Below are 25,896 nucleotides of genomic sequence, written 5' to 3' on the forward strand. Positions count from 1 at the left end.
ACCCCGCCCCTCGCCTCGGTGATCAAGAGGTTCGCGTCAGGATCGCCGGCCGATCTGACGCGAACCTCTTGATCAACAGAGTCTGGCGGGGGAGGGAGGGGGGTGGGGGAGATGGGTGGGGGTTGGTCAGAGGTCCAGGAGGAGGGTGCGGGGGCCGATGTTGACGCTCTCGACCAGCATGTGGGCGCGGAAGCGACCGGTCTCCACCTTGGCGCCGCGGGCGCGCAGCGCCTCGACGACCTCGGTCACCAGCGGTTCGGCCACCTCTGCCGGGGCAGCGGCGGTCCAGCTCGGACGGCGGCCCTTGCGGGCGTCGCCGTAGAGGGTGAACTGGCTGACCACCAGGATCGGGGCGCCGGTGTCGGCCGCGGACCGTTCCTCGTCGAGGATGCGCAGCTCGTGCACCTTGCGGGCCATCGTCCGGGCCGTCTCGACGGTGTCCGTGTGGGTCACGCCGAGCAGCACCAGCAGCCCGTCGTCGATCGCGCCGACCACCTCGCTGTCGACCGTGACGCTGGCCCGGCCGACCGTCTGCACCACCGCCCGCATCAGCCCGCCCTCCGTACGCACCTCGACCGGCCGCCAGCCCCGGCGACGGTGCCCGGCGCCATCAAGGTGCCCGCCGCCATCAACCGGCCACCGGCTCGATGATGCCGCGCTCCACCAGGTGCGCCACGATCGGACCGGCCGCCTCGGCCAACTCGTCGACCGGCACGTCGTGCGCCGCCGCGAGCAGGGCGAGCTGATCGCGCAGCGGCAGCTGACCGTCGGCGCCGCCGACCAGCGCCAGCACCAGCGGGTCGACCTCCTCGGTCCAGCGCAGCCCGCGCGGCATGGCCAGCACCTGCCGGTCCACCGCCCAGCCCTCGTCGCCCATGGTCGCCTCCTGCCGCAGCTGGAGACCCTCGGCGGCCCGGTAGCGCTCGGCGAGCAGCCCTTCGGTGTCGCGTACCCGGAGGAAGTCCTGGCGGTCGAACCACGCGGCGATCTGGTCACCCATCGGCGGCTCCACCCGCTGCCGCAGGTCCTCCACCCGGACCACCGGAGCGGCGTGCCCGCTACGGCGCAGCGAGACGATGCCGAAGCCGATCGCCTCCACCTTGTGCGCGTCGAACCAGTCCAACCAGTCGGCCATCCGCTGCGGATCGGCCGTCTCGCCCACGTCGGTCAGCCAGAGGTTCACGTACGCCATCGGGTCGGCCACCTCGCGCTGGATCACCCAGGCGTCCAGGCCGGTGCCGGCGAACCAGCCGGCCACCCGCTCGTCCCACTCCTCGCCGGCCACGTGCACCCAGTTCGCCAGGTACTGCATCGTGCCGCCCTCGGTGAGCAGGTCGGGCGCGGCGGCGGCCAGTTCGGCGCCGATCGCGTCGCCGACCCGGCCGGAGTCGCGGTAGACGTGTGTGGTGGTGCCCGGGCCGACCACGAACGGCGGATTGCTCACCACCAGGTCGAACCGGCGGCCAGCCACCGGCGCGACCATGTCGCCGCGCAGCAGCTCCCAGTCCTGGCCGTTGAGCGCGGCCGTGGTGGCCGCGAAGCGCAGCGCGCGGTCGGAGACGTCGGTGGCGGTGACCCGCTGCGCGTGCGTACCCAGGTGCAGGGCCTGCACGCCGGAGCCGGTGCCGAGGTCCAGCGCCGTGCCCACCGGCCGCCGGACGGCGGCACCGATCAGCGTCTGGGTCGCCCCGCCGATGCCGAGCACGTGCTCGGCGTGCAGCGGCCGCCCCGGCCGGGCGCTGGCCGGCACGTCGGCGAGCACCCACCAGTCGTCGCCGTACGGCTCCAGGTCCACTCCGGCGCGCAGCCCGTCGCCGTGCCGCTCGACCAGCCCGCCGGCGAGCGCCTCCGCCACGTCCAGCGGCGCGAGCGCGGCGGCCACCGTCGCCTCCGCCTCGGTCTGGTCGCAGATGAACACCCGGATCAGCGTGCCGAGCGGGTCGCGCTCCTCGGTGGCCCGCAGCGCGGCCCGGTAGTCGTTGCGGGCCACCCCGCCGGTGCCCTGCGGGCCGAGCCGGTTGGCGATCCCGTTCGAGGTGAAGTCGGCCCGGGTCAGCGCGGTACGCAACGCCTCGACCCCGGCGGGGGAGAGCAGCATGTCGTGTTCGTCCACGTCGTCATCCTGCCCCCCGCGCCGTCCCGGCCCGGCACCACCCGGGAGATCGGGCGCGGCGTCCCGGCTCAACCCGCCGGGCTGGCGCGCCGATGTCGGGGTGGCGGTACGCCTGCGCTCCGGCGACCGGGCAGGATGGGGCACATGACGCTCGTGCTGCCCATCGACCCGGAAGCAAACCGGCTGCTGGAGCGCAGCCCGCTCGCCCTGCTGGTGGGCATGGTGCTCGACCAGCAGGTGCCGATGGAGAAGGCGTTCTCCTCGCCGTACGTGCTGGCCCAGCGGCTCGGCAACGATCTGGACGCCCGTGAGCTCGCCGAACACGACCCGGAGGAGCTGGTCGCCGTCTTCGCCCGGCCGCCGGCGCTGCACCGGTTCCCCAAGGCGATGGCGGCCCGGGTGCAGGAGGTGTGCCGGGTGCTCGTCGAGCGCTACGACGGCGACGCGTCCCGGCTCTGGGCCGACGTCGCCGACGGGCGGGAGCTGCTCGGTCGGATCGCCGAGCTGCCCGGGTTCGGCAAGCAGAAGGCGCAGATCTTCCTCGCCCTGCTGGGCAAGCGGTTCGACGTCCAGCCGCAGGGCTGGCGCGAGGCGGCCGGCGGGTACGGCGACCCGGGCGCGCACCGTTCGGTGGCCGACGTGACCGACGCCGACTCACTGCGCCGGGTCCGCGAGTACAAGCAGCAGATGAAGGCGGCGGCCAAGGCGAAGGCGACCGGCTGACGCTACGGTCGGACGCCGGCCGTCAGCTTCCGGCGCACGGCCCGCCGAGCAGGGCGGACGCCGGCCGTCGGCCCTCGCCGCACGACCTGCCGGACAGGGTGGACGCCGGCCGCCGCAGCGGCCGGCGCACCGGTGGAACGGCGTTCAGGCGGCGGTGGGGTGGGCCAGCGAGGCGATCGCCCGGCGGACGTCCGCGAGCGAGACGGTGGCGGAGTCGTCCAGGTCGGCGAGGCCCGCCTCGATCCACTGGCGCATCAGGGTGGTGACGCCGATGCCACGGGCGTCGGCCACCGCCCGCACCCGTTCGTACGTCTCGAGCGGCAGCCGGACCGACCGGCTCACCATCGGTACGTCGGTGTCGGGGGTCGGCAGCTCCACCGGTGGGCTCTCGTCGATCAGCTCCGCGAGCCGGTCGTCGCCGCTGTGGAACTGCTTGGTCGCGTCGTTACGGTGCATCGTCACCGCCTCCTCATCGGCGAGATCTCCGCACGGCCTCGTCGTAGCGCTTTGACTCGACGTCGCTCAGCTCGCGGGCGGAGAGGATGTCCCAGTCGTTGTCGGTGCCGTCGGCCTCGGCGAGCAGCACCGCCAGCCGGCGGCCCCGCCGGGCGGCGGCGTAGACGACCATCACGTCGTCGCCCAGGTGACGGATGACCCGTCGGGCGCTGTGCAGCGCCTCCCAGACTTCCCCGGGCGTGACGTCGTAGACCTTCAGGTTGGCCAACGCCTCGTCGGTGAAGCTGAACCTGCTGCCCACGCGCGGAGCGTACCACGAACGTAATACGAGCGCTGCCGCGTCGAATCTCGCTGATCACGGCAGGGGAGTGACAGGATGGGCGTGTCCCCTCGAGGAGGTTCGTGGTGAAGCGTCAGGCCTACCAGCCGATCCTGATCACCGACGCCTCACGCAGCCAGGACGACCAGCTCACCAGCCGCCAGCGGCGCTACATCCTGATGATGGGCGTCCGGGTGGCCTGTGTGGTGGTCGGCGCGATCCTGGTCGGCGCGCAGGCACCCATGCTCTGGCTCTGGCTGTCGCTCTGCGCCCTCGGCATGGTGCTCATCCCGTGGCTCGCCGTGCTGCTGGCCAACGACCGGCCGCCGAAGGAGGAGCACCGGCTCGCCAACCGGTTCCACCCCCGGCACCAGGACGACACCCCGCCGATGAGCCTGACCGCCGAGGAGCGGCCGCACAAGGTCATCGACGCCGAGCCCTGACCGGAGCGGCGTCAGGGGGCGGGGCGGGCGCCGACCGTCGAGACGGCGAGCGCACCGAGGTCGCCGGCCCGGGCCAGCGCCGCCCGTGGGTCCGCGCCGCCCATCCAGGCGGTCAGCAGGCCCGCCGCGAAGGCGTCCCCGGCGCCGGTGACGTCGACCACCGCCACCCGGCGGGCCGGTGCCACGCTGATCGTCGCCGCCCGGTCCACCCAGACCGCGCCGGCCGCGCCCCGCTTCACCACCACCCGCCGGGCCGCGGCCGACAGCGCCCGCGCCTGGGCCGCCGGGTCCAGCCCACCGGCCAGCACGGTCGCCTCGTCCGCGTTGACCAGCAGCAGGTCGACGTCGCGTACCCAGGCCAGGAAGGCCGCCGCGCCGACCCGCCGCAGCGGCGCCGCGGACGCCGCGTCGACGCTGGTGCTCAGCCCGCGCTCGCGGGCGGCGGCCAGCGCGCGCAGCCCGGCCCCGCGCGACCCGGCGTCCAACAGGGTGTACGCGGACAGGTGCAGATGCCCGGCGTCGGGCACCGCGGCGAGGGCCCGCTCGACGTGCTCGGCGGTCAGCCGCAGGTTCGCGCCGCGCTGGCTGATCATGCTCCGCTCGTCGTCGCCGGCCAGCACGATGACCGTGCCGGTCACCTCGCCCGCGACGCGCTGCACCGCGCAGTCGACGCCCGCGTCCGCCAGCTCGACCACCCGGTCGCGGCCGGCGGCGTCGTCGCCCACCGCGCCGACCAGCGTCACCGGCGCGCCCTGCGCGGCGATCCAGGCGGCGGTGTTGGCCGCCTGCCCGCCCCCGCTGAACCGGATCTCGGCCGAGGTGTCCGAGCCGGTGGCGAGCGGCCCGGCCAGCACCGCGACCACGTCGGTGAGCACGTCGCCGACGATGACGACCCGTCGAGGACGGGTCATGCCCGCTCGTCGGTGCGGCGCACGGCGGCGGCCACCGCGATCCGGGCGGCCAGGTCGGCGTTGCGCAGGATGATCCGTACGTTCACCGTCAGGCTGGCGCCCTCGGTGGCGGAGTGGAAGTGCGCGAGCAGGTACGGGGTGACCGCCTTGCCGGTGATCCCGTCGCGCTCGAGCCGCGCCAGGCCCTCCGCGAGGGTGCGATCGTGCACCGCCGGGTCGAGCTGCTCGTCGGCGGGGAGCGGGTTGGCCACGATCAGCGCGCCGGCGTGCACCGCGTGCTGCGCCCGGGCGGCGAGCACGTCCGCCACCTGCTCGGGCGATTCGACCGACCAGTCCAGGTCGAAGCCGCTGTCGGTGAGGTAGAAGCCCGGGAAGCGCCGGGTGCGGTAGCCCACCACGCCCACCCCGAGCGTCTCCAGCCGCTCCAGCGTGGCGCCCACGTCGAGGATCGACTTCACCCCGGCGCAGACCACCGCGATCGGGGTACGGGCGAGGGTGGTCAGGTCCGCCGACTCGTCGAAGGTCTGGGACGCCTCCCGATGCACCCCGCCCAGGCCGCCGGTGGCGAAGACGCCGATCCCCGCCGCAGCGGCCACCGCGCTGGTCGCCGCCACGGTGGTCGCGCCGTCCGCGCCGGTCGCCGCCGCCACCGCGAGATCGCGGACGGAGAGCTTGGCCACGCCGTCGACCGTGGCGAGCCGGGTCAGCTGCGCGTCGTCGAGGCCGACCACCAGCGCGCCACCGACCATCCCGATGGTGGCCGGGACCGCGCCGGCCGCCCGGACCGTCGCCTCGATCTGCCGGGCGACCCGCAGGTTCTCCGGTCGGGGTAGACCGTGCGAGACGATGGTGCTCTCCAGGGCGACGACGGGTCGCGCGTCGCGCAGGGCCTCGGCCACCTCGGCGCCGTAACGGATGTGAAAGTTGGTCACAACGATCACCGTACGACGCCGTCTCCGGAACGGGTGAAGTGGACCGGACCGCGGCGACCTGCCAGACTTGTCGGTTGGAGGTGCAGACGTGAGTACAGAGGTTCTCGAGCGTCCAGAGCTGAAGGACGCCGACACCGGTCCCGAGATGTTCCACTACGTCCGCAAGGACAAGATCGCCGAGAGTGCCGTGATGGGCACCTTCGTGATCGCGTTGTGCGGCGAGAAGTTCCCGGTGACGAAGGCTGCCAAGCCGGGTTCGCCGGTCTGCCCCAAGTGCAAGGAGATCTACGACTCCTGGGGCGAGTGAACCGGGGCGGCCCTTCCGGCCGCCCACGTAGCCTGCTGCGGTGACCACCTCCACCGCCCTGCTCCTCGCCGACCTGGCCGGTGTCGCGGTCTTCGCCGCCTCCGGCGCCTCCGCCGCGGTGGCCAAACGGCTCGATCTCTTCGGTGTCGTCTTCGTCGGGTTCGTGGCCGCCCTGGGCGGTGGGATCTTCCGTGACCTGGCCGTCGACGAGGTGCCCCCGCTCGCCTTCGCCGACTGGCGCTACGCCACCGCGGCGGTGGCCACCGCGGCCGCGGTCTTCTGGCTGCATCCCCAGTTGGCCCGGCTGCGCACCACCGTGCTGGTGCTGGACGCGGCCGGGCTCGCGCTCTTCACCGTCACCGGCACCCTGAAGGCCCTCGACGCCCGGGTCCCGCCGGTAGGGGCCTGCGTCATCGGCATGCTCACCGCGATCGGCGGTGGGTTGGGCCGGGATCTGCTCACCGGCGAGATTCCGGTGGTGCTGCGCCGCGAGATCTACGCGGTGGCCGCGCTCGCCGGCTCGATCATGGTGGCGGTGCTGCACGGTCTGGGGCTCGCCGGCACGCTGCCGCTCACCGCCGCCGCGGTCCTGGTCTTCGGGCTCCGGGTGGTGGCGCTGCGCCGCCGTTGGGCCGCGCCGGTGGCGACGTTGCGTCCGCCGCGCACCCGGGGGCCCGGCCCCGGTCCGCTCTGGTGACTGGAGGACCGTTCCGGCGAGGCTGCCGGCGTCCTTCGTGACCGGCTTCGGCCTGCTCGGTCGGCCGGCCGGTTCGCTGCCGTGACGGACGGCACCCGAGGCGTCGGATGTGACCAGCGTGGCGTCGCCTGGGCCGAGCGGCGCCCGCTGGTTATGCTGAGTCGGCCTTCGCGGCAGGTTCTTGCGCGGAGGCGTTTTCATGGGCGGCGGTACCCGTGGCCCTCGGCCGGGGTCCGCCTTCGTGCGGTCGGAGAGGAGCCCACGCGTGGCAGCCAGGTTGCCGGAGATCGACACCTTTCCGGCCTTACGCGCCTGGCAACGCAAGGCCCTGGTGGAGTACCTGCGCCGCCGCTCAGAGGACTTCACCGCGGTCGCCACGCCCGGCGCGGGCAAGACGACCTTCGCCCTGCGGATCGCCGCCGAGCTGCTCGCCGACGGCACGGTCGAGGCGGTCACCGTGGTGGCCCCGACCGAGCACCTGAAGGGCCAGTGGGCGCAGGCCGCCGCCCGGGTCGGCATCCAGCTCGACGCCGCCTTCCGCAACGCCGACCTGCACTCCTCGGCCGACTTCCACGGGGCCGTGGTCACCTACGCCCAGGTCGGGATGGCCCCGCAGGTGCACCGACGGCGCACCATGACGCGGCGCACCCTGGTCATCCTTGACGAGATCCACCACGCCGGCGACTCCCGGTCGTGGGGCGACGGGGTGAAGGCGGCCTTCGAGCCCGCGGTACGCCGGTTGATGCTCACCGGCACCCCGTTCCGCTCCGACGACAACCCGATCCCGTTCGTCAGCTACGAGCGCGGCGGCGACGGACTGCTCCGCTCCCGCGCCGACTCGGTCTACGGCTATGCCGACGCGCTGCGCGACGGGGTGGTCCGGCCGGTGCTCTTCCTCGCGTACTCCGGGGAGACCCGGTGGCGGACCAACGCCGGGGAGGAGCTGGCGGCGCGTCTCGGCGAGCCGATGACGCAGGATCTGATCGCCCAGGCCTGGCGTACCGCCCTGGATCCGGCCGGGGACTGGATGCCGCAGGTGTTGCGGGCCGCCGACGCCCGGCTCACCGTGCTGCGCCAGGCCGGCATGAGCGACGCCGGTGGGTTGGTCATCGCCAGCGACCAGCAGACCGCCCGCTCGTACGCGAAGCTGATCGAGCAGTTGACCGGCGAGCGGGCCGCGGTGGTGCTCTCCGACGACGCCGGCGCCTCCGCGCGGATCGCGACGTTCGCGACGTCCGAGCAGCGCTGGCTGGTCGCGGTGCGGATGGTCTCCGAGGGGGTCGACATCCCGCGGCTCGCGGTCGGGGTCTACGCCACCAGCGCCAGCACCCCGCTCTACTTCGCCCAGGCGATCGGCCGGTTCGTCCGGGCCCGCCGCGAGGGGGAGACCGCGTCGGTCTTCCTGCCCAGCGTGCCGCACCTGCTCGGGCTGGCCAGCGAGATGGAGGCCGAGCGCGACCACGTGCTGGGCAAGCCGAAGGACCGCGAGGGTTTCGACGACGACCTGCTGGAGCGGGCCCAGCGCGACGACCAGGCCAGCGGCGAGCTGGAGAAGCGGTTCGCGGCGCTCTCCGCCACCGCCGAGCTGGATCAGGTGATCTTCGACGGCGCGTCGTTCGGCACCGCGGCCCAGGCCGGCACTCCCGAGGAGGAGGAGTACCTGGGCCTGCCCGGTCTGCTCACCGCCGATCAGGTCAGCATGCTGCTGACCAAGCGGCAGGCCGAGCAGCTGGCCAACCAGCGCCGCAAGGCGGCCGTGCGGGCGGCTGAGCCGGCCGCTGCGGCGTCGACGGCGCCGCCGGCACCGATGAGTGCCGCCCAGCGTCGGGTGGCGCTGCGGAGGCAGCTCAACGCGTTGGTGGCCGCCCGGCACCACCGCACCGGCCAGCCGCACGGCAAGATTCACGCCGAGCTGCGCCGGCTGTGCGGCGGCCCGCCCAGCGCCCAGGCCACCATCGAGCAGCTCGAAGAGCGCATCGCCACCGTGCAGACCCTCTGACCCCGCCGGATTCTCCGCCGGAGGCTCGATCATGAGGTTTGCGGCCGTTTCGGCGATCGACTCCGCCGACATCCTCATGATCACGATGGACCGGCGGGCGAGGTGGACGCAAAAAGCCGGCCGGAGGCCCCTCTCGGGTGCCTCCGGCCGGCTATGTCGGGTTAGTTATGGATTCAGTTCGCCACCAGATCGGCGCCACGCCAGCTGAACTCCGGGTCCGTCGCGAACCGCACGGTGATCTTCACGAGATCCTCGGCGTACTTGTTCGCGTGGTGCCCACAGAACACCAGCTCGCTCCCACCCGCCAGAGTGATCCGGAGCTTGCCGGCAGCATTGCAGCGGTCGCACCGTTCATCGGCGGCCGGGGGGCTCACCGTCTCGGGCGGCGGCGTGAGGGTCGGGGTCATCGCCTTCCTCCTCTGGTCGTCACCGATGAACAATCTCTTCGGTCGTTGCTCACCTATCGTGCAACATCCTTGTCGCGCCTGGCCTTCCCTGTGTGCCCGCGGGGGACCGAGGTCACACATGGCAGGGACAGTGTGCCGTGCACCAAGGGTGCCACGTCAACGATCACAATCGTGCAACCGCCGGATCACCATCCGGTGTTGCACGCGTGGTGCTCAGAACGACACACCGAGTTGACGTTTTCGGCTCAGTCCAGGTAATCCCGGAGAACCTGTGACCGGGACGGGTGGCGCAGCTTGGACATGGTCTTCGACTCGATCTGCCGGATCCGCTCCCGGGTCACCCCGTAGACCTGACCGATCTCGTCCAGCGTGCGCGGCTGGCCGTCGGTGAGGCCGAAGCGCAGGCGCACGACGCCCGCCTCGCGCTCGGAGAGCGTCTGGAGCACCTGCTGGAGCTGATCCTGCAGCAGGGAGAACGAGACCGCGTCGACCGCGACCACGGCCTCCGAGTCCTCGATGAAGTCACCGAGCTGGCTGTCGCCCTCGTCACCGATGGTCTGGTCGAGCGAGATGGGCTCCCGGGCGTACTGCTGGATCTCCAGCACCTTCTCCGGTGTGATGTCCATCTCCTTGGCGAGCTCCTCCGGGGTGGGCTCGCGGCCCAGGTCCTGGAGCAGCTCCCGCTGGATGCGGCCGAGCTTGTTGATCACCTCGACCATGTGCACCGGGATGCGGATGGTGCGGGCCTGGTCGGCCATCGCCCGGGTGATCGCCTGCCGGATCCACCAGGTGGCGTAGGTGGAGAACTTGTAGCCCTTGGTGTAGTCGAACTTCTCGACCGCCCGGATGAGACCGAGGTTGCCCTCCTGGATCAGGTCGAGGAAGGCCATGCCGCGGCCGGTGTAGCGCTTGGCCAGCGAGACCACCAGCCGCAGGTTCGCCTCGAGCAGGTGGTTCTTGGCCCGCTCGCCGTCGCGGGAGATCCACATCAGGTCGCGCTGCATCTCGCGGGTGAGCTTCTCCTCGCCCTCGTCGGCGGCGCGCAGCCGCTCGGCGGCGTAGAGCCCGGCCTCGATCCGCTTGGCTAGCTCGACCTCCTGCTCCGCGTTGAGCAGCGGAACCTTGCCGATCTGCTTGAGGTAGGCCCGGACCGAGTCGGCGGAGGCGGTCAGCTCGGCGTCACGCCGGGCCTGCTTGAGCGCCTCGGACTCCTCGTCGTCCCACTCGAAGTCGTTGTCGGTGGCCGAACTCGCCGCGTCGGCCTCGGCGGCCTTGGTCAGCTCGGCCGGCTCCTCGACCACCACGTCCTCGATCTCGGCGGCCAACTCCTCCGGGTCGATCTCGCCCTCGGCGCCCTCCGCCCCGGCCTTGGCCGGCTTACCGCCGGTCGCGGCGACGGTCGCCTTGGTGGCGCGGGTCGCCTTCGCCGCCTTGGCCGGTGCCGCCGCCTTGGCGGCCACCTCGGCGGTGGTGCCGGCGGCCTTGCGCGCGGTCGCCTTCCGCGGGGCGGGCGCGGGGGCCTCGTCGGCGGCGGGCGCCTGCTTCGGGGCGGGCGCGGCGGCCTTCTTGGTGGTCTTGGCGGTGGTGGCCCGGGACGCCGGGGTGGCCGAGCGGGCGGCGGCGACCCGGCGGCGGGTGCTCGCCGAGCCGTCCACGACCACGGTCACTCCCGCCTCGGAGAGCGCCCGCAGGATCTTCTTGGCCTGGGCCGGAGTCACCTCGGCGGACTCGACGGTGCGCGCGAGCTGGGCCGACGTGAGCTGGCCGCCGGCGCTCTGCGCGTGGGCGATCAGGGTGTCGGTGAGCGAGCGAACGTCGGCGCCGGTCTGGCGGGGTTCTGTCACGAATGACCTTCCGGAGGCGAAGAGCGAGCACGGCCGGGTCGTCCGGCGCAGCGGGGCCACCGTGCCGAGCGATGTGGTTGAGGAGCCCCCGTGTCCCCGGTCGGCCTGTCGTTCGGCCGCCCGTGGCGCGTGGGCAGGGGTGAATTGTAACGCCGTCTGCGGCGATCATCCTGCGCCGCACGGCGTACTGGGTGCGGGGACCGCCAATTCGACGCAGATGTGGACTTTGTAAGGATGATACTCGCGCGTGAGCGGGAACGCCCCGGTCGTGCGGGAAGGGGACGAAGGATGGACCGTACGACGCCGCCGCCACCCCGGGAGTTGCTGGAGATCGCGATCGAGGTGGCCCGGGACGCCGCCGCGACGGCGCACCGGATGCGGGCCGAGGGCGTCTCGGTGGCTGCCACAAAAAGCACGGTGACCGACGTGGTGACCGCGGCCGACCGGGCGGTCGAGCGGCAGGTGCTGGACGCGCTGCGCCGGATCCGGCCGACCGACGCGGTGCTCGGCGAGGAGTACGGCGCGGGCGACACCGGGCCGGTCGGCGCCGGCGGCGTGCGCTGGATCGTCGACCCGATCGACGGCACCGTCAACTACCTCTATGGGCTGCCGTACTGCGCCGTGTCGCTCGCCGCCGAGGTGGACGGCGAGGTGGTCGCCGGGGTGGTGCGCAACGTGGCGACCGGCGAGGAGTGGACCGCCACGGCCGGCGGCGGCGCGTGGCGCGACGGCGAGCGGCTGCGGTGCTCCACCGAGACCGACCTGGGCCAGGCGCTGGTCGCCACCGGTTTCGGCTACGACCCGAAGCGACGCGCGCACCAGGCCCGGGTGGTCGCCGAGCTGATCCCGCACGTCCGGGACATCCGCCGGCTGGGCGCCGCCGCGCTGGACCTCTGCCTGGCCGCGGAGGGCCGGCTGGACGCCTACTACGAGAAGGGGCTGGCCGCCTGGGACCAGGCCGCCGGGGCCTTGGTGGCCACCGAGGCCGGGCTCCGGGTGGCCGGACTCGACAACCGCCCGGCCGGGCCGGACCTGGTGATCGCCGCCCCGCCGGCGCTCTTCACGCCGCTGCACGACCGGCTCGCCGACCTCGACGCCTCCGGCGGTCCCTGACGACCGCCGGCCGACGTCCACGCCCGCCTGCCGGACTGCCGGCCGACGCCAGGGCCGCCGACCCGGTCGGACGGTACGCCGCCGGGTCGGCGGCGGGTCACTGGTCCTTGGACACGGGGCAGGTGCCGGGCGGCGCCTCGGGCGAGCCGAGGTCGCCGAGGGACTGGTTCACCTCGGTCGTGGTGGCGAGCTGCTGGAAGCTGTTGCCGAGCACCACGTCCACCGTGTCGTCGGTCCGCTTCGGGTCGTACTCCCGGTCGGCGTTGTTGAGGAAGAACGCCCGGAGCAGGTGGGCCGACCCCACGCCCTTCGGGCCGAACCGGAGCACGGCCACGTCGTCGACGCCCTTCGGCGCGTCGCTCACCTTCTTGACCTGGAACTTGCGGTTGCGGAAGTCGTCCGCGACGTTGCCGGCGAGCCCTCGGTTGTCGGTGGCGTTCAGCACATTGATCTTGACGTCCTTGTACTCCCGGAGGGTGACGTCGGCGAGCGGCCAGCCCTCCGGGCAGCCCTTGGCGGTGCCGGCGTTGCCCTGGGTGTCGCGGACCACCGCGACGACCACGAAGACCAGGGCGACAGCCGCCAGCAGGCCGACGACAACGAGCGCCCGCACTCGCGCAAAACTCATCTGGGTGCTCCCCGGACTCCAGGTGGGTGGCGGCGACCGCAGGCAGACGCGCCGCACCCCGGCCGCCGGGTACGCCGCTGAGGTTAACTGTTGTCCGGCCGTCGCGTGGAAACAGCCGGACATGCCGGCGCGCCACCCGGGAACCAGGTACTACTACCCCTATCTTCGTGTCGCCTGAGTCACATTGGGAACAACTTCCCGTGCGGGGGCGTACATCTCTGCGCCGAGGGCGGTATACATGCCTCGCCCAAAGGGGGGGTAAGGTACCGCGCTCGCCGGGGGGTTTACCCCGGAGGCTTCGATCGGGACGGATCCCGGGTCGGGTGACCGACACAACGGGTGGCCGGCCAGCGGAACCGAAACAGCGTCGTCCGGCGTTACAACCGGAAGCGACAACATCGATATGGGAGAGTGAAACCGATGGCCACCGACTACGACGCCCCGCGTCGCGACGAGGTCGACCTCGGCGAGGACAGCCTGGAAGAGCTCAAGGCCCGACGCGTCGACTCACAGTCGGGCGCCGTGGACGTCGATGAGGCCGAAGTGGCCGAGAGCTTCGAGCTGCCCGGAGCCGATCTGGCCGACGAGGAGCTCACGGTCAAGGTGCTGCCGATGCAGCAGGACGAGTTCCGCTGTGCCCGCTGCTTCCTGGTGCACCACCGCAGCCAGTTGGCGGTCGAGCGCAACGGCGAGCTGATCTGCCGCGAGTGCGTCTGACCTTTGTCCAAACCGGCGGCGGCCTCCAGAGCGAGGCCGCCGCTGCCGGCGTCACCGTGCGCCGATCGTGGGGAGCTGCTTGACTCGTAACGGGTAGCCAACGACGGCGTCAGCCACCCGGGAGGTCGGACCGATGAGCGAGCGAGGTGGCGCGCCTGAGCGCGAGCCAGCGGAGCTGGGCGCCACTGTGGCGGCCTTGACCGCCGACGACATCGCGCCGGTCCGGCGCCGGCAGCTGCTGGGCCGGCTGGTCGGCCAGGCCCGCGCCCGCGGGCTGGGTGATCTGTTCAAGCCGCGGGCCGCGGTCCGCTGGATGGTCGACACTGTCACCGAGGTCGCGCCGCACGTGCCCGTCCGTGACCTGGCCACGCTGCGCCGGCACTTCGAGGGGCTCGACGACGAGGCGCTGGCCGACCGGTTGGTCCGTAACGCCGCCCGATCGACCGCCGGGGTGGGCGCGGCCGGTGGCGGGGTCGCCGCGGTCGAGTGGGCGGTCACGCCGACCCTGCTCTCCGCGCCGGTGCTGCTGGCCGCGGAGACGGTCGCCGTGGTGGCGATCGAGCTCAAGCTGATCGGCGAGCTGCACGAGATCTACCGCGTCCCGCTGCCCACCGGCCGGGGTCCGCGCGCGGTCGCCCTGGTGCACGCCTGGGCCACTCAGCGCGGGGTGAATCCGATGATGCCGGGCGCTGGCGTCGGCGCGGTCCTCGGCACCGCCGCCCGGCGGGAGCTGCGGGACACCGTACTGCGCCGCTTCGGGCGCAACCTCACCACGCTGGGGCCCTTCCTCACCGGCGCGGCCGTGGCCAGCTACCTCAACCGACGGGCCACCCGGTCGCTCGGCGACCAGGTCCGCACCGACCTGCGCGGCAAGCGCCCGGCGCTGCCCGGCCCATCGTCAGCTCTGCCCTGGTCGTCCGACCGGCCCTGAGCGCCGACCCCGGGGAACGGGCGGGGTACCCGTCCGCGGGCGGCGAGGACCGCCTCGGGGTCGGGTGGACGCCGCCGTCAGCGGGCGTCGCGGGCGGCGAGGACCGCCTCGGCCAGCTCCACCGGGTGGCGGGTGCTGACCACCCAGAACGGGGTCGGGTCGGCCGGATCGTCCAGCACCACCTGGACCGCGCCGCCGACCCATGGCCGCTGGACCACGAACGCCAACGGGTCGGCGCCGACGCCGAGCACCTCCCGGCGGCCGGCGGCGTCGAGCGGAACCACGTCGGCCACGTATCGCACCGGCAGGTGGGCGTCGTCCACCCACAGCTCGCCGTCGTGGACCGCGACCCGGATCCGGCCCAGCCACCACAGCCCGGCCACGGTGACCGGCAGCAGCACCGCGAACGGCAACCAGGCGCGCACACCGGGCGCCCCCATCCAGATCTCGGTGGCGAGCAGCCCGGCGGATGCCAGCCCGGCCAGCCAGAGCCACCAGGGCAGGCTGAGCCGCTCGGAGTGCTCGGCGGGGGCCGGCACGGACGGTGCCGGGGGTGGCGACGACGGCGACAGGCTCACAGTCCGAGGGTACGGCGGACGGCGGCCCGGGTACCCGGCAGGATGGCAGGGTCACCGCAGATCCGGACGGAAGAGGGGAACCGTGACCGACCTCGTGCCCGTGCCCGTACGGCAGCTCGATCCCGAGCTGCCGCTGCCCGCGTACGCCCATCCCGGCGACGCCGGGGCCGACCTGTTGGCCGCCGTGGACGTCGAGCTGCCCCCCGGCGGGCGCGCCCTGGTGCCGACGGGGTTGGCGATCGCGCTCCCGGAGGGGTACGTGGGCCTGGTGCACCCCCGGTCCGGCCTCGCGGCCAGGCTCGGTGTGACGGTGCTCAACGCGCCCGGTACGGTCGACGCCGGCTACCGGGGGGAGATCCTGGTGAACCTGATCAACCACGATCGGTCCACACCGGCGAAGATCTCCCGTGGCGACCGGATCGCCCAGCTCGTTGTGCAGCGGGTGGCGCGGGCGGACTTCCAGCCGGTGGCCGAGCTGCCCCCGTCCCGACGGGGGACCGGCGGGCACGGCTCCACCGGTGGGCACGCCGGGCTGGTGCCGTCGCCGGCGGAACCGCCGCGGGCGGACCGGCGCAGCGAAGAGGTGACAGGGTGAACGCGAACAGCGGAGGGTGGACGCAGTGATCTTCTCCCGAAAGCGGGCCGGCGACGGGCGGCAGAGCCGTGACGAGCGGGCCGCCGAGGTGGTCCTCGACCTCGAGAGCGAGGAGGCCGCCGCCCCGGTGCTCGCCCGCGGTCCGTACGACATCTCGGAGGCCCCGGCCGGCGTGGACCGACTGGACCTCGGCAGCCTGCACATCCCGGCCGTGCCCGAGGTCGAGGTGCGGGTGCAGGCCGACCAGCAGGGCGTCGTCCAGCAGGTGGTGCTGGTGCACGGGCAGAACGCGCTGCAGCTCGGCGTCTTCGCCGCCCCCCGGTCCGAGGGGATCTGGGACGAGGTGCGCGAGGAGATCCGCCAGTCGCTGCTCAACGACGGCACCGCCGCCCAGGAGGTCGAGGGCGAGTACGGCACCGAGCTGCGGGCCCAGGTGCGTACCGAGGACGGCGTGACCGATCTGCGCTTCGTCGGCATCGACGGCCCGCGTTGGATGGTCCGTGGGGTCTACCAGGGCACGGTGGCGACCGACCCGGCCGCGGCGGGCCCGCTGGCCGAGTGCCTGGACGGGCTGGTGGTGGACCGGGGGAACGAGGCCAAGCCGGTCCGCGAGCCGCTGCCGCTGCGGCTGCCGCGCGACGTCGCCGAGCAGGCCGAGCAGGCCGGGGCCACGCCGGACGGCGCGCAGCCGCGGCAGGTCTGACCGACGGTCACCGGGCCGTCGGCGTCGACCGGATCGGCGTACGCTGGCGGGACGGTCCCGGCGACGCCGGGACCGGGCCAGCGCCGGTGCGAAGCCGGCCAGCGTGGAGAGGGTGACGCGGAGGTCATGACGACCGACGAGAGCCGGGTGTCGCTGCGGCGCTTCCTGCAACGGCTCACCGCGAGCGAGGCCGAGATCGAGGCGGAGGAGCTGCAGCGCGAGAGCACCGAGTCCGGCTGCATGCCGGCCCGGCAGTGCTCCCGGGGTCAGGTGGTCTCGGTCACCGGGCGGCTGCGCACGGTGGTCTACACGCCGCGGACCAACCTGCCCACGCTGGAGGCCGACCTCTACGACGGCAGCGACGTGGTGACGCTGGTCTGGCTGGGCCGGCGGCACATCGCCGGCATCGAGCCCGGCCGGCACCTCACCGCCCGCGGCCGATGCGCGATGCGGGACGACCGCAAGGTCATCTACAACCCGTACTACGAGCTGGATTCGCCCAAGTGACGGCGCTGGCAGGGCGGACGGACGGCCGATGACCACAGGACAGGACCGGGCCACCCAGCCGGAGACCGGGCCCGACGACGAGCGGCTGCCCACCGTCGCCGAGCAGATGGCCGACCAGCTCGGCGGCTGGCGCGGGCTCGTGGAGTCGAGCATCCCGGTGGTGGTCTTCGTGATCGCCAACATCATCGGTGAGCTGCGCCCCGCGGTGATCGCCTCGGTGGCCGTGGCGCTGCTGATCGCCGGGCTGCGGCTGGCTCAGCGCCGCCCGGTCCGACACGCGGTCAACGGGCTCTTCGGCGTCGCCATCGGCGCCGCGATCGCCTGGCGGACGGGCGACGAGCGCGACTTCTACCTCCCCGGCATCCTCTACGGCATCGGCTACGGGCTGGCCCTGCTGCTCTCCGCCGCCATCCGCCAGCCGCTGGTGGGCTGGATCTGGTCGGTGCTGGTCGCCAAGGGGCGCTCCGAGTGGCGCGACGACCCGCGGCTGGTGCGGACGTTCACCAGGCTGACCGTGCTCTGGGGCGTGGTCTGGCTGGCCAAGGTCGGTGTGCAGGCCGGTCTCTACCTCGCTCACCAGGACACCGCGCTCGGCGTGGCCCGGCTGACGCTCGGCTACCCGCCGTACGCGCTGCTGCTGCTGATCACGGTCTGGACGGTGCGCCGGGTGACCCGGGAGCCCCAGCCGGCCCCGCTGCCGGGCAGCTGACCCGCCTCGTGCGGGTCTGAGCGCCGCGCCGCCGGCGCGGCGCGGCGGTCACCGCGACTCGCGGGTGCGCTCCACGCTGTCCGCGCCGAGCACCACCGCGCGAACCGCGTCCTCGACCTCGGCGGTGCAGACGAAGACCAGCTCGTCGCCGGCCTCGATCGGGTCGTCCGGGCTGGGCACCAGGACCCGCTTGCCGCGCAGGATCGCCACCAGCGCGGAGTCGCGGGGCAGCGGCACCGCGCGCAGCGGCTGGCCGACGTAGGGCGCGGTCGGCGGCAGAGTGATCTCCACCAGGTTCGCCTCGCCCTGCCGGAAGGTCATCAGCCGGACCAGGTCGCCGACGGTGACCGCCTCCTCGACCAGGGCGGCCATCACCCGCGGCTTGCTCACCGCGACGTCGACCCCCCACTGCTCGGTGAAGAGCCACTCGTTCTCCGCCCGGTTCACCCGGGCGACCACGCGGGGCACCGCGAACTCGGTCTTGGCCAGCAGCGACACCACCAGGTTGACCTTGTCGTCGCCGGTGGCGGCGACCACCACGTCGCAGCCGGCGAGGTTGGCCTCCTCCAGGCTGGCCAGCTCGCACGCGTCGGCGAGCACCCACTCGGCGGCGGGCACCCGGTCCGGCCGGAGCATCTTCGGCTGCCGCTCGATCAGCATCACCTGGTGGCCGTTCTCGATCAGCTCCTGGGCGATCGACCGGCCCACGTTGCCGGCGCCGGCGATGGCGATCCGCATGGCTCAGTGCCCCCCTTCCGGCGGCGTCGCCGCCACCGACGTGACCGTCGCCACGATGTCGTCGGTGACCAGCATGAAGACCTGGTCACCCTCCTGCACCAGGCTGGACGCGGTGGGCAGGGTGCCGATGCCGAACCGGGTCAGGTAGGCCACCCGCGCCCCGGTCGTCTCCTCCAGCGCGCGTACCGACCGGCCGACCCAGTCCTTGTGCAACGGCACCTCGACGATCGACACCGTGCTGGTCGGGTCGCGGAAGATCTCGACGTTTCCCTCGGGTACCAGGTGCCGCAGCATCCGGTCGGCGGTCCACCGGACGGTGGCCACGGTCGGGATGCCGAGCCGCTCGTAGACCTGGGCCCGGCGCTGGTCGTAGATGCGGGCCGCCACCCGGGAGACGCCGAACGTCTCGCGGGCCAGCCGGGCCGAGATGATGTTGGAGTTGTCGCCGCTGGAGACCGCGGCGAACGCGTCGGCCCGCTCGATGCCGGCCTGCTGGAGCACGTCACCGTCGAAACCGGCGCCGGTCACGGTGATCCCGGCGAAGTCCGGGCCGAGCCGGCGGAAGGCGTCGGCGTCGTGGTCGATCACCGCGACCGAGTGCCCGCGGGCCTCCAGGCTGTGCGCGAGGGTCGACCCGACCCGCCCACAACCCATGATCACGACATGCACGCTTCCCTCCCAAGCTGCGTACCCGTCCGCGCCGGACCCGTCGAGTGCGAGCCTGCCACGTCCCGGCCGGGAACGGGGACCGACCGTACCGCGCCGGCACGGCGGGCGATGATCGCCCACCCCACCGATCCCGGCGGGGTGGTCGTACCCTTGGCGTTCGTGGCCAGTCCCACCTCGCTGCTGAAGCGACTCCTCCTCGGTCGACCGTTCCGGTCCGACCGGCTGCAGCACACCCTCCTGCCGAAGCGCATCGCGCTGCCCGTCTTCGCCTCCGACGCGCTCTCCAGCGTCGCGTACGCGCCCGACGAGATCCTGCTGACCCTCTCCATCGCCGGCGCCTCGGCGTACGTGTTCTCCCCCTGGATCGCGCTCGCCGTGGTCGTGGTGATGCTCACCGTGGTCGCCAGCTACCGGCAGAACGTGCACGCCTACCCCTCCGGCGGCGGCGACTACGAGGTGGCCACGGTCAACCTGGGCCCGAAGTTCGGCCTCGGCGTCGCCAGCGCCCTGCTGGTCGACTACGTGCTCACGGTGGCGGTGTCGGTCTCCTCCGGGGTGGCCAACCTCGGCTCGGTGGTGCCCTTCGTGGCGACCCACAAGGTCCTGATCGCGGTGATCGCGGTGGTCCTGCTGACCTCGGTCAACCTGCGCGGGCTGCGCGAGTCGGGCACCGCGTTCGCCATCCCCACCTACGGCTTCGTGATCGTGATCGTCGGGATGCTCCTCACCGGCCTGGTCCGGGTCTTCGTGCTCGGCGACGAGCTCCGCGCGCCCAGCGCCGACCTGGTGATCCAGGCCGAGCACAGCGTGACCGGGTTCGCCCTGGTCTTCCTGCTGCTCCGGACGTTCAGTTCGGGCGCCGCCGCGCTCACCGGGGTCGAGGCGATCTCCAACGGGGTGCCGGCGTTCAAGGCGCCGAAGAGCCGCAACGCGGCCACCACGCTGCTGCTGCTCGGTGTGATCGCGGTGAGCATGCTGGTCGGGATCATCTGGCTGGCCCGGCTGACCCACCTGCAGTTCGTCGAGGACCCGGGAGCCCAGATCGTCTCCGGCCCCGCCGGATACGTGCAGAAGACGGTCACCACCCAGCTCGGCGAGACGGTCTTCGGCTCCGGGTCGATCCTGCTCTACGTGGTCGCCGGGATGACCGCGTTGATCCTCTTCCTCGCCGCGAACACCGCGTTCAACGGCTTCCCGGTGCTCGGCTCGATCCTCGCCCAGGACCGCTACCTGCCCCGGCAGTTGCACACCCGCGGCGACCGGCTGGCGCTCTCCAACGGGATCGTCTTCCTCGCCGTCTTCGCGATCGTGCTCATCGTCGGCTTCCAGGCCGAGGTGACCAAGCTGATCCAGCTCTACATCGTCGGGGTGTTCGTCTCGTTCACCCTCTCCCAGGCCGGGATGATCCGGCACTGGAACCGACACCTGCGTACCGAGCGGGACCCGGAGGCGCGCCGCCGCATCTACCGGTCCCGGGCGATCAACACCTTCGGCATGGTGATGACCGGCGCGGTGCTGGTGATCGTCCTGATCACCAAGTTCCTGCTCGGCGCCTGGATCGCGATCGCCGCGATGGCGCTGATCTACGTGGTGATGCTGGGCATCCGTCAGCACTACGACCGGGTCGCGGCCGAGCTGACCCCGCCGGACGAGGGCCGCGCGGTGCTGCCCGCCCGCAACCACGCCATCGTGCTGGTCAGCAAGCTGCACCAGCCGACCCTGCGGGCCATCGCATACGCTCGGGCCACCCGGCCGGACACGATCACCGCGGTGACCGTGAACGTGGACGAGAAGGACACCCGGGACTTGCAGCAGGAGTGGGAGCGGCGGGAGCTGCCGGTGCCGCTGACCGTGGTCGACTCGCCGTACCGGGAGATCACCCGGCCGATCCTGGATTTCGTCGCCAACACCCGCCGGGAGTCGCCGCGCGACGTGGTCACCGTCTTCATCCCCGAGTACGTGGTCGGGCGTTGGTGGGAGAACCTCTTGCACAACCAGAGCGCGTTGCGGCTCAAGACCCGGCTGCTCTTCGAACCGGGGGTGATGGTGACCAGCGTGCCGTGGCAGCTCGCCTCGACCGCGAGGAAGGACCTGGACCGGCTGGACGCCACGCTCTCCCTCGGCCCGGCCCGCGGGCCCCGGGTGGTGCCGCGCAGCGCCCTGCCGCCGGACGTCCCGCCGGTGGTCTCCGCGCCGCCCGGCGAGTCGGGGAGCGGTCGTGACTGAGCCGGTCGCGGTACCGGGCGGCCCGGAGACGGGTGGCGCGGGCGACGAGCGCGGGCTGGCCGAGGCGGAGCGGGTCGAGCTGACCGTCGGCCCGGTCGCCCCGGGCGGGCACTGCGTGGCCCGGGTGGACGGGCAGGTGGTCTTCGTCCGGCACGCGCTGCCCGGCGAGCGGGTCGTCGCCGAGGTCACCGAGGTGCACCGGGGCTTCGTCCGGGCCGACGCGGTGACCGTGCTGTCGGCCTCCCGGGACCGGGTCGAGGCGCCCTGCCCGTACGCCCGGCCGGGCCGCTGCGGCGGCTGCGACCTGCAACACGTCGCGCCCGCGGCGCAGCTGGAGTGGAAGGCCGCGGTGGTACGCGAGCAGCTGACCCGGCTGGGCGGGCTCACCGACGCCGAGCTGGACCGGCTCGGCGTCCGGGTCGAGGCGTTGCCGGGCGGGCCGCTGGGCTGGCGCTCCCGGGTCCGCTACGCGGTGGACGCGGCCGACCGGGCCGGCCTGCTCAAGCACCGCTCGCACGAGGTGGTGCCGATCGACCGCTGCCTGATCGCCCACCCGGCGATCCAGCAGCTGCCGGTGCTCAGCCCGAGCGGTACCCGCTGGCCGGACGCCGAGGCGGTGGAGACGGTCGCCTCGACCGGCGGCGACGTCTCCGTCGCGGCGGTCGTCGACGGCGTCGCCACCGAGGTGGAAGGGCCCAGCACCGTCCGCGAGGTGGCCGGCGGGCGGGACTGGACGCTGCCGGCGAGCGCGTTCTGGCAGGTCCATCCCGCGGCGGCGGACACCCTTGTCGCGGCGGTGCTGGAGCTGGTGGACCCGCGCCCCGGCGAGTCGGCCTGGGACCTCTACGGCGGGGCCGGGCTCTTCGCCGCGGCGCTGGCCGCCCGGGTCGGCGACACCGGCCGGATCACCCTGGTCGAGGCGGCCGCGCAGGGCGTCGCGGCGGCTCGGGAGAACCTACGGGACCTGCCTCGGGTCGAGGTGGTCGCGGCCCGGGTGGAGACCGCGCTGGCCCGTCGGCGGATCACCGGACCGGTCGACGTGGTGGTGCTCGACCCGCCGCGTACCGGCGCGGGCGCCCGGGTGGTCCGCGAGCTGGCCGCTGCCGGACCGCGGGCGATCGGGTACGTGGCCTGCGACCCGGCCGCCTTCGCCCGGGACGTGCGCACCTTCGCCGAGCTGGGCTGGCGGCTCGCCGCGCTGCGCGGGTTCGACCTGTTCCCGATGACCCAGCACGTCGAGCTGGTCGGGCTGCTGCTGCCGGCCGACTGAGCGCCGCTGCCGGCCCGGCGAGCTGTCGGGCTCCGAGGCTGGGCCACTAGCCTGGCGCGGTGAAGATCGTCGGATTGATGTCGGGCACCTCGTACGACGGGGTGGACGTGGTTGCCGCCGAGTTCACCGCCGAGGGGGACACCCTGTGGCTGCGACCGCTGGGGCACCGCGGCCTCGACTACGAGGCGGAGCTGCGGGCCCGGATCGGCGCGCTGCTGCCCCCGGCCGCAACCACCATCGAGGCGGTCTGCCAGCTGGACAACAGGCTGGGCGAGGTCTTCGCCGAGGCGGCGGCGGTCGGGGTGGAGCTGGCCGGCGGCGCGGCCGACGTGGTGGTCTCGCCCGGGCAGACCGTCTTCCACTGGGTGGAGCAGGGCGTGGTCCGGGGCACCCTGCAACTCGGCGCGGTGGCCCGGGTGGCCGCCCGGGTCGGCGTACCCGTGCTCAGCGACCTGCGCTCGGCGGACATCGCCGCCGGCGGGCAGGGCGCGCCGCTGGTGCCGGCCTTCGACGCGTTGCTGCTGGCCCCGGACGCCGGTGCGCCGGACGGCACGGCCGGGCCGCGGGCCGCGCTGAACCTCGGCGGGATCGCCAACCTCACGGTGGTCGCCCCGGGCGCGCCGGTGCTCGGGTACGACATCGGGCCGGCCAACGCCCTGCTCGACGCGGCGGCCCGCCGCTTCCTGGACCGGCCCTGCGACCTCGACGGCGCCCGGGCGGCGGCCGGCCGGGTGCACCCGCGCCTGCTCGACGCGCTGCTCGCCGAGCCGTACTACGCCGCGGCGCGGCCGAAGTCGACCGGCAAGGAGCTGTTCCACGCCGGGTACCTGGACGAGCGGCTGGCCGGGCTCGGCGAGCCGGTCCCGGCCGACGACGTGCTGGCCACGCTGACCGAGCTGACCGCCCGGGTGGTCGCCGCCGAGTGCGACCGGCACCGGGTGGCCGAGGTGATCGCCGCCGGCGGCGGGGTGCGCAATCCCACCCTGCGCGGCCGGCTCGCCGCGCTCGGCGCCGGCCGCTGGCGGCTGCGCACCACGGACGAACTGGGCGTGCCGGCGCAGGCCAAGGAGGCGTACGCCTTCGCGCTGCTCGGCTGGCTCTCCTGGCACGGCCTGCCCGGCGCGATCCGCTCGGTCACCGGGGCCTCCCGGGCGGCCGTGCTCGGCTCCTGGACCCCCGCCGGGCCGGGCCCGGAGGCCGGCCCGGTGGTGCCACCGCGCCGGCTGCGAATCCGCTCCTGACCGGCTGCTCAGCGCCCTGCCGCGCCCCCGTAGGTTGTCGGCCCGGGCTGCGGAGTGCCGAACGGCCGTTAGACTCTGCCCTCATGAGTGTTGAAGAGGACACGGCCAACCACGGCAGGCTGCTGGCCACGGTCCGGGGCCCGCAGGACGTCAAGCGGATGTCCACCGAACAGTTGGACATCCTCGCCGCCGAGATCCGTGACTTTCTGATCGCCAAGGTGTCCCGCACCGGCGGGCACGTCGGCCCCAACCTGGGTGTGGTCGAGCTGACACTCGCCATGCACCGCGTCTTCGACTCGCCGCGGGACCGCCTCCTGTTCGACACCGGCCACCAGGCGTACGTGCACAAGATCGTCACCGGCCGGCAGGCCGGGTTCGACCGGCTCCGCCAGCGCGGCGGCCTCTCCGGCTACCCGAGCCAGGCGGAGAGCGAGCACGACCTGGTCGAGAACTCGCATGCCTCCACCGCGCTCTCGTACGCCGACGGGCTGGCCAAGGCGTACGCGCTGCGCGGCGAGTCGCGCAGCGTGGTCGCCGTGGTCGGCGACGGCGCGCTGACCGGCGGCATGTGCTGGGAGGCGCTGAACAACATCGCCACCGCCGGCAACCCCCTCGTGATCGTGGTCAACGACAACGGCCGGTCCTACGCGCCGACCATCGGCGGGCTCGCCGACCACCTCTCCTCGCTGCGGCTCAACCCGGGCTACGAGAAGGTGCTCGACACGGTCAAGGACGCCCTCGGCTCCACCCCGCTGGTCGGCAGGCCGATGTACGAGGTGCTGCACGCGGTCAAGAAGGGCATCAAGGACGCGGTCGCCCCGCAGGCGATGTTCGAGGACCTCGGCATCAAGTACGTGGGTCCGGTCGACGGGCACGACATCGCCGCGGTCGAGTCCTCGCTGCGGGCCGCGAAGAACTTCGGCGGCCCGGTGATCGTGCACGCGGTCACCCGCAAGGGCTACGGCTACCGGCCGGCCGAGGAGGACGAGGCCGACTGCCTGCACGGCCCCGGCAGCGCCTTCGACATCGAGACCGGCAAGCTGGTCGCCGCCCCCTCGGTGAAGTGGACGCACGTCTTCGCCGACGAGCTGGTCGCGATCGCCGACGAGCGGCCCGACGTGGTGGGCGTCACCGCGGCGATGGCCGAGCCGACCGGCATCGCCGCGCTCGCCCGCAAGTACCCGGAGCGCACCTACGACGTCGGCATCGCCGAGCAGCACGCGGCCACCTCTGCCGCCGGCCTGGCGCTCGGCGGGCTGCACCCGGTGGTGGCGGTCTACGCCACCTTCCTCAACCGGGCCTTCGACCAGGTGCTGCTGGACGTGGCGATGCACAAGCTGCCGGTGACCTTCGTGCTGGACCGGGCCGGCATCACCGGCCCGGACGGGCCGAGCCACTACGGCATCTGGGACATGTCCGTCTTCGGGGTGGTGCCGGGCCTGCGGATCGCCGCGCCCCGCGACGCCGCCACGCTGCGCGAGGAGCTGCGCGAGGCGATCGGGGTCGACGACGGCCCGACCGTGGTCCGCTTCCCGACCGGCACGGTCGCCGCCGACCTGCCGGCCGTCCGCCGGGTCGGTTCGGTCGACGTGCTGGCCGAGTCCGCGCGGACCGACGTGCTGCTGGTCGCGGTCGGCGCCTTCGGTCACCTCGGCATGGAGGTCGCCGCCCGGGTCGCCGAGCAGGGCTACGGGGTCACCGTGGTCGACCCGCGCTGGGTCCGTCCGGTCCCGGCCGAGCTGGTCGAGCTGGCCGCCGGGCACCGGCTCGTGGTCTCCGTCGAGGACGGCGTACGGGTCGGCGGGGTCGGCGACGCGCTCGGCCAGGCCATGCGCGACGCCGACGTCCGGGTGCCGCTGCGCGACCTGGGCGTACCGGCGGACTGGCACCCGCACGGCACCCGGGCGCAGATCCTCACGGACCTGCGTCTCACCGCGCAGGACGTGGCCCGGGACGTCACCGGTTGGATCTCCGGGCTGGACGGCACGCCGGTCGAGCCGGTCGGGTTCACCGCCGACGACGCGGCCGCGCAGAACTGACGCGAACGACGGCGGGCGGCCCGGACGGGTCGCCCGCCGTCGCGTCGGGTGAGCGCACTACGGGCAGGATGCGCTGGGTGA

The 25,896-nt window shown here is 73.6% G+C and carries 28 protein-coding genes; 16 read left to right on the forward strand and 12 right to left on the reverse strand.

What is annotated here, in order from left to right:
- Positions 1-126: 126 nt before the first annotated feature.
- Together dtd and ACIP9D_RS12800 are read right to left on the reverse strand one after the other, a co-directional pair.
- The gene (gene dtd, locus ACIP9D_RS12795) at positions 127-549 is read right to left on the reverse strand and encodes a D-aminoacyl-tRNA deacylase (RefSeq protein ID WP_350875434.1); all 423 of its coding nucleotides are present in this window, start codon (positions 547-549) and stop codon (positions 127-129) included.
- Between the two features lie 79 nt (positions 550-628).
- Positions 629-2,113: a methyltransferase gene (locus ACIP9D_RS12800; protein WP_350875124.1), complete on the reverse strand. Its 1,485-nt coding sequence runs from the start codon at positions 2,111-2,113 to the stop codon at positions 629-631.
- Between the two features lie 144 nt (positions 2,114-2,257).
- Between ACIP9D_RS12800 and ACIP9D_RS12805 the strand changes: the two genes are divergently transcribed.
- Positions 2,258-2,836: an HhH-GPD-type base excision DNA repair protein gene (locus tag ACIP9D_RS12805; RefSeq protein WP_350875126.1), complete on the forward strand. Its 579-nt coding sequence runs from the start codon at positions 2,258-2,260 to the stop codon at positions 2,834-2,836.
- 144 nt (positions 2,837-2,980) lie between these two features.
- On the opposite strand, the gene ACIP9D_RS12810 is transcribed toward ACIP9D_RS12805, so the two are convergent.
- Positions 2,981-3,292, reverse strand: a complete 312-nt coding sequence (locus tag ACIP9D_RS12810) for a hypothetical protein (protein WP_350875436.1) — start codon at positions 3,290-3,292, stop codon at positions 2,981-2,983.
- 13 nt (positions 3,293-3,305) lie between these two features.
- On the reverse strand, positions 3,306-3,593 hold the full coding sequence (locus tag ACIP9D_RS12815) for a hypothetical protein (RefSeq protein ID WP_281576022.1): 288 nt from the start codon (positions 3,591-3,593) through the stop codon (positions 3,306-3,308).
- A 104-nt stretch (positions 3,594-3,697) separates the two neighbouring features.
- Between ACIP9D_RS12815 and ACIP9D_RS12820 the strand changes: the two genes are divergently transcribed.
- Positions 3,698-4,054 (forward strand): DUF3099 domain-containing protein, encoded by a 357-nt coding sequence (locus ACIP9D_RS12820; protein WP_350875438.1) that lies wholly within the window; start codon positions 3,698-3,700, stop codon positions 4,052-4,054.
- An 11-nt stretch (positions 4,055-4,065) separates the two neighbouring features.
- Here the strand turns inward: ACIP9D_RS12820 and ACIP9D_RS12825 are convergent, their stop codons facing one another.
- Positions 4,066-4,965 carry a PfkB family carbohydrate kinase gene (locus tag ACIP9D_RS12825; RefSeq protein WP_350875128.1) on the reverse strand — a complete coding sequence of 300 codons (900 nt, stop codon included), beginning with the start codon at positions 4,963-4,965 and terminating at the stop codon, positions 4,066-4,068.
- Entirely contained in the window at positions 4,962-5,897 is a 936-nt protein-coding gene (locus ACIP9D_RS12830; protein WP_350875130.1) for a pseudouridine-5'-phosphate glycosidase, read from the reverse strand. Before ACIP9D_RS12830 ends, ACIP9D_RS12825 begins: the two co-directional genes overlap by 4 nt.
- An 88-nt stretch (positions 5,898-5,985) precedes the next feature.
- Here ACIP9D_RS12830 and ACIP9D_RS12835 point away from each other — a divergent pair, with 88 nt between their 5' ends.
- The 3 genes from ACIP9D_RS12835 (at position 5,986) to ACIP9D_RS12845 (ending at position 8,900) form a co-directional block, all read left to right on the forward strand.
- Positions 5,986-6,204, forward strand: coding sequence for a DUF3039 domain-containing protein (locus tag ACIP9D_RS12835; protein ID WP_350875132.1), 219 nt, complete (start codon positions 5,986-5,988; stop codon positions 6,202-6,204).
- 40 nt (positions 6,205-6,244) lie between these two features.
- On the forward strand, positions 6,245-6,901 hold the full coding sequence (locus tag ACIP9D_RS12840) for a trimeric intracellular cation channel family protein (RefSeq protein ID WP_350875134.1): 657 nt from the start codon (positions 6,245-6,247) through the stop codon (positions 6,899-6,901).
- 265 nt (positions 6,902-7,166) lie between these two features.
- Positions 7,167-8,900, forward strand: coding sequence for a DEAD/DEAH box helicase (locus ACIP9D_RS12845; protein WP_350875136.1), 1,734 nt, complete (start codon positions 7,167-7,169; stop codon positions 8,898-8,900).
- 173 nt (positions 8,901-9,073) lie between these two features.
- On the opposite strand, the gene ACIP9D_RS12850 is transcribed toward ACIP9D_RS12845, so the two are convergent.
- Positions 9,074-9,307 carry a hypothetical protein gene (locus tag ACIP9D_RS12850; protein WP_350875138.1) on the reverse strand — a complete coding sequence of 78 codons (234 nt, stop codon included), beginning with the start codon at positions 9,305-9,307 and terminating at the stop codon, positions 9,074-9,076.
- 245 nt (positions 9,308-9,552) lie between these two features.
- Positions 9,553-11,151 carry an RNA polymerase sigma factor gene (locus tag ACIP9D_RS12855; RefSeq protein WP_350875140.1) on the reverse strand — a complete coding sequence of 533 codons (1,599 nt, stop codon included), beginning with the start codon at positions 11,149-11,151 and terminating at the stop codon, positions 9,553-9,555.
- 288 nt (positions 11,152-11,439) lie between these two features.
- Here ACIP9D_RS12855 and ACIP9D_RS12860 point away from each other — a divergent pair, with 288 nt between their 5' ends.
- Positions 11,440-12,264: an inositol monophosphatase family protein gene (locus tag ACIP9D_RS12860; protein ID WP_350875143.1), complete on the forward strand. Its 825-nt coding sequence runs from the start codon at positions 11,440-11,442 to the stop codon at positions 12,262-12,264.
- 97 nt (positions 12,265-12,361) lie between these two features.
- Here the strand turns inward: ACIP9D_RS12860 and ACIP9D_RS12865 are convergent, their stop codons facing one another.
- Positions 12,362-12,877, reverse strand: a complete 516-nt coding sequence (locus tag ACIP9D_RS12865) for a LytR C-terminal domain-containing protein (RefSeq protein ID WP_350875439.1) — start codon at positions 12,875-12,877, stop codon at positions 12,362-12,364.
- A 435-nt stretch (positions 12,878-13,312) separates the two neighbouring features.
- Between ACIP9D_RS12865 and ACIP9D_RS12870 the strand changes: the two genes are divergently transcribed.
- Positions 13,313-13,609: a DUF4193 domain-containing protein gene (locus ACIP9D_RS12870; protein ID WP_007075406.1), complete on the forward strand. Its 297-nt coding sequence runs from the start codon at positions 13,313-13,315 to the stop codon at positions 13,607-13,609.
- Between the two features lie 133 nt (positions 13,610-13,742).
- A complete protein-coding gene (locus ACIP9D_RS12875) occupies positions 13,743-14,540 on the forward strand; it encodes a hypothetical protein (RefSeq protein WP_350875145.1) in 798 nt (265 codons plus the stop codon).
- Positions 14,541-14,617: 77 nt separating this feature from the next.
- Here ACIP9D_RS12875 and ACIP9D_RS12880 read toward each other — a convergent pair whose 3' ends face one another.
- A complete protein-coding gene (locus tag ACIP9D_RS12880; RefSeq protein ID WP_350875441.1) occupies positions 14,618-15,112 on the reverse strand; it encodes a DUF3093 domain-containing protein in 495 nt (164 codons plus the stop codon).
- An 88-nt stretch (positions 15,113-15,200) separates the two neighbouring features.
- On the opposite strand from ACIP9D_RS12880, the gene dut reads away from it, so the two are divergent.
- From dut to ACIP9D_RS12900, 4 genes are all read left to right on the forward strand, one after another.
- Entirely contained in the window at positions 15,201-15,713 is a 513-nt protein-coding gene (gene dut, locus ACIP9D_RS12885; RefSeq protein WP_350875148.1) for a dUTP diphosphatase, read from the forward strand.
- Positions 15,714-15,738: 25 nt separating this feature from the next.
- Positions 15,739-16,416 carry a DUF3710 domain-containing protein gene (locus ACIP9D_RS12890; protein ID WP_350875151.1) on the forward strand — a complete coding sequence of 226 codons (678 nt, stop codon included), beginning with the start codon at positions 15,739-15,741 and terminating at the stop codon, positions 16,414-16,416.
- Between the two features lie 126 nt (positions 16,417-16,542).
- The gene (locus tag ACIP9D_RS12895) at positions 16,543-16,923 is read left to right on the forward strand and encodes an OB-fold nucleic acid binding domain-containing protein (protein ID WP_350875154.1); all 381 of its coding nucleotides are present in this window, start codon (positions 16,543-16,545) and stop codon (positions 16,921-16,923) included.
- Between the two features lie 28 nt (positions 16,924-16,951).
- Positions 16,952-17,632, forward strand: a complete 681-nt coding sequence (locus ACIP9D_RS12900) for a DUF3159 domain-containing protein (protein WP_350875157.1) — start codon at positions 16,952-16,954, stop codon at positions 17,630-17,632.
- 48 nt (positions 17,633-17,680) lie between these two features.
- On the opposite strand, the gene ACIP9D_RS12905 is transcribed toward ACIP9D_RS12900, so the two are convergent.
- Positions 17,681-18,370: a TrkA family potassium uptake protein gene (locus ACIP9D_RS12905; RefSeq protein ID WP_350875159.1), complete on the reverse strand. Its 690-nt coding sequence runs from the start codon at positions 18,368-18,370 to the stop codon at positions 17,681-17,683.
- A gap of 3 nt (positions 18,371-18,373) precedes the next feature.
- Positions 18,374-19,039 carry a TrkA family potassium uptake protein gene (locus tag ACIP9D_RS12910; protein WP_350875161.1) on the reverse strand — a complete coding sequence of 222 codons (666 nt, stop codon included), beginning with the start codon at positions 19,037-19,039 and terminating at the stop codon, positions 18,374-18,376.
- A 159-nt stretch (positions 19,040-19,198) separates the two neighbouring features.
- Between ACIP9D_RS12910 and ACIP9D_RS12915 the strand changes: the two genes are divergently transcribed.
- From ACIP9D_RS12915 to dxs, 4 genes are all read left to right on the forward strand, one after another.
- Complete coding sequence (locus ACIP9D_RS12915) at positions 19,199-21,265, forward strand: APC family permease (protein WP_350875163.1); 2,067 nt, start codon at positions 19,199-19,201, stop codon at positions 21,263-21,265.
- Positions 21,258-22,535 carry a TRAM domain-containing protein gene (locus tag ACIP9D_RS12920; protein ID WP_350875165.1) on the forward strand — a complete coding sequence of 426 codons (1,278 nt, stop codon included), beginning with the start codon at positions 21,258-21,260 and terminating at the stop codon, positions 22,533-22,535. Before ACIP9D_RS12915 ends, ACIP9D_RS12920 begins: the two co-directional genes overlap by 8 nt.
- A 59-nt stretch (positions 22,536-22,594) precedes the next feature.
- Positions 22,595-23,776, forward strand: a complete 1,182-nt coding sequence (locus tag ACIP9D_RS12925) for an anhydro-N-acetylmuramic acid kinase (RefSeq protein ID WP_350875167.1) — start codon at positions 22,595-22,597, stop codon at positions 23,774-23,776.
- Between the two features lie 83 nt (positions 23,777-23,859).
- Positions 23,860-25,815: a 1-deoxy-D-xylulose-5-phosphate synthase gene (gene dxs / locus ACIP9D_RS12930; protein WP_350875169.1), complete on the forward strand. Its 1,956-nt coding sequence runs from the start codon at positions 23,860-23,862 to the stop codon at positions 25,813-25,815.
- Positions 25,816-25,896 lie beyond the last annotated feature (81 nt).

Source organism: Micromonospora sp. NPDC093243 (assembly GCF_044753725.1).
GTDB lineage: Bacteria > Actinomycetota > Actinomycetes > Mycobacteriales > Micromonosporaceae > Micromonospora.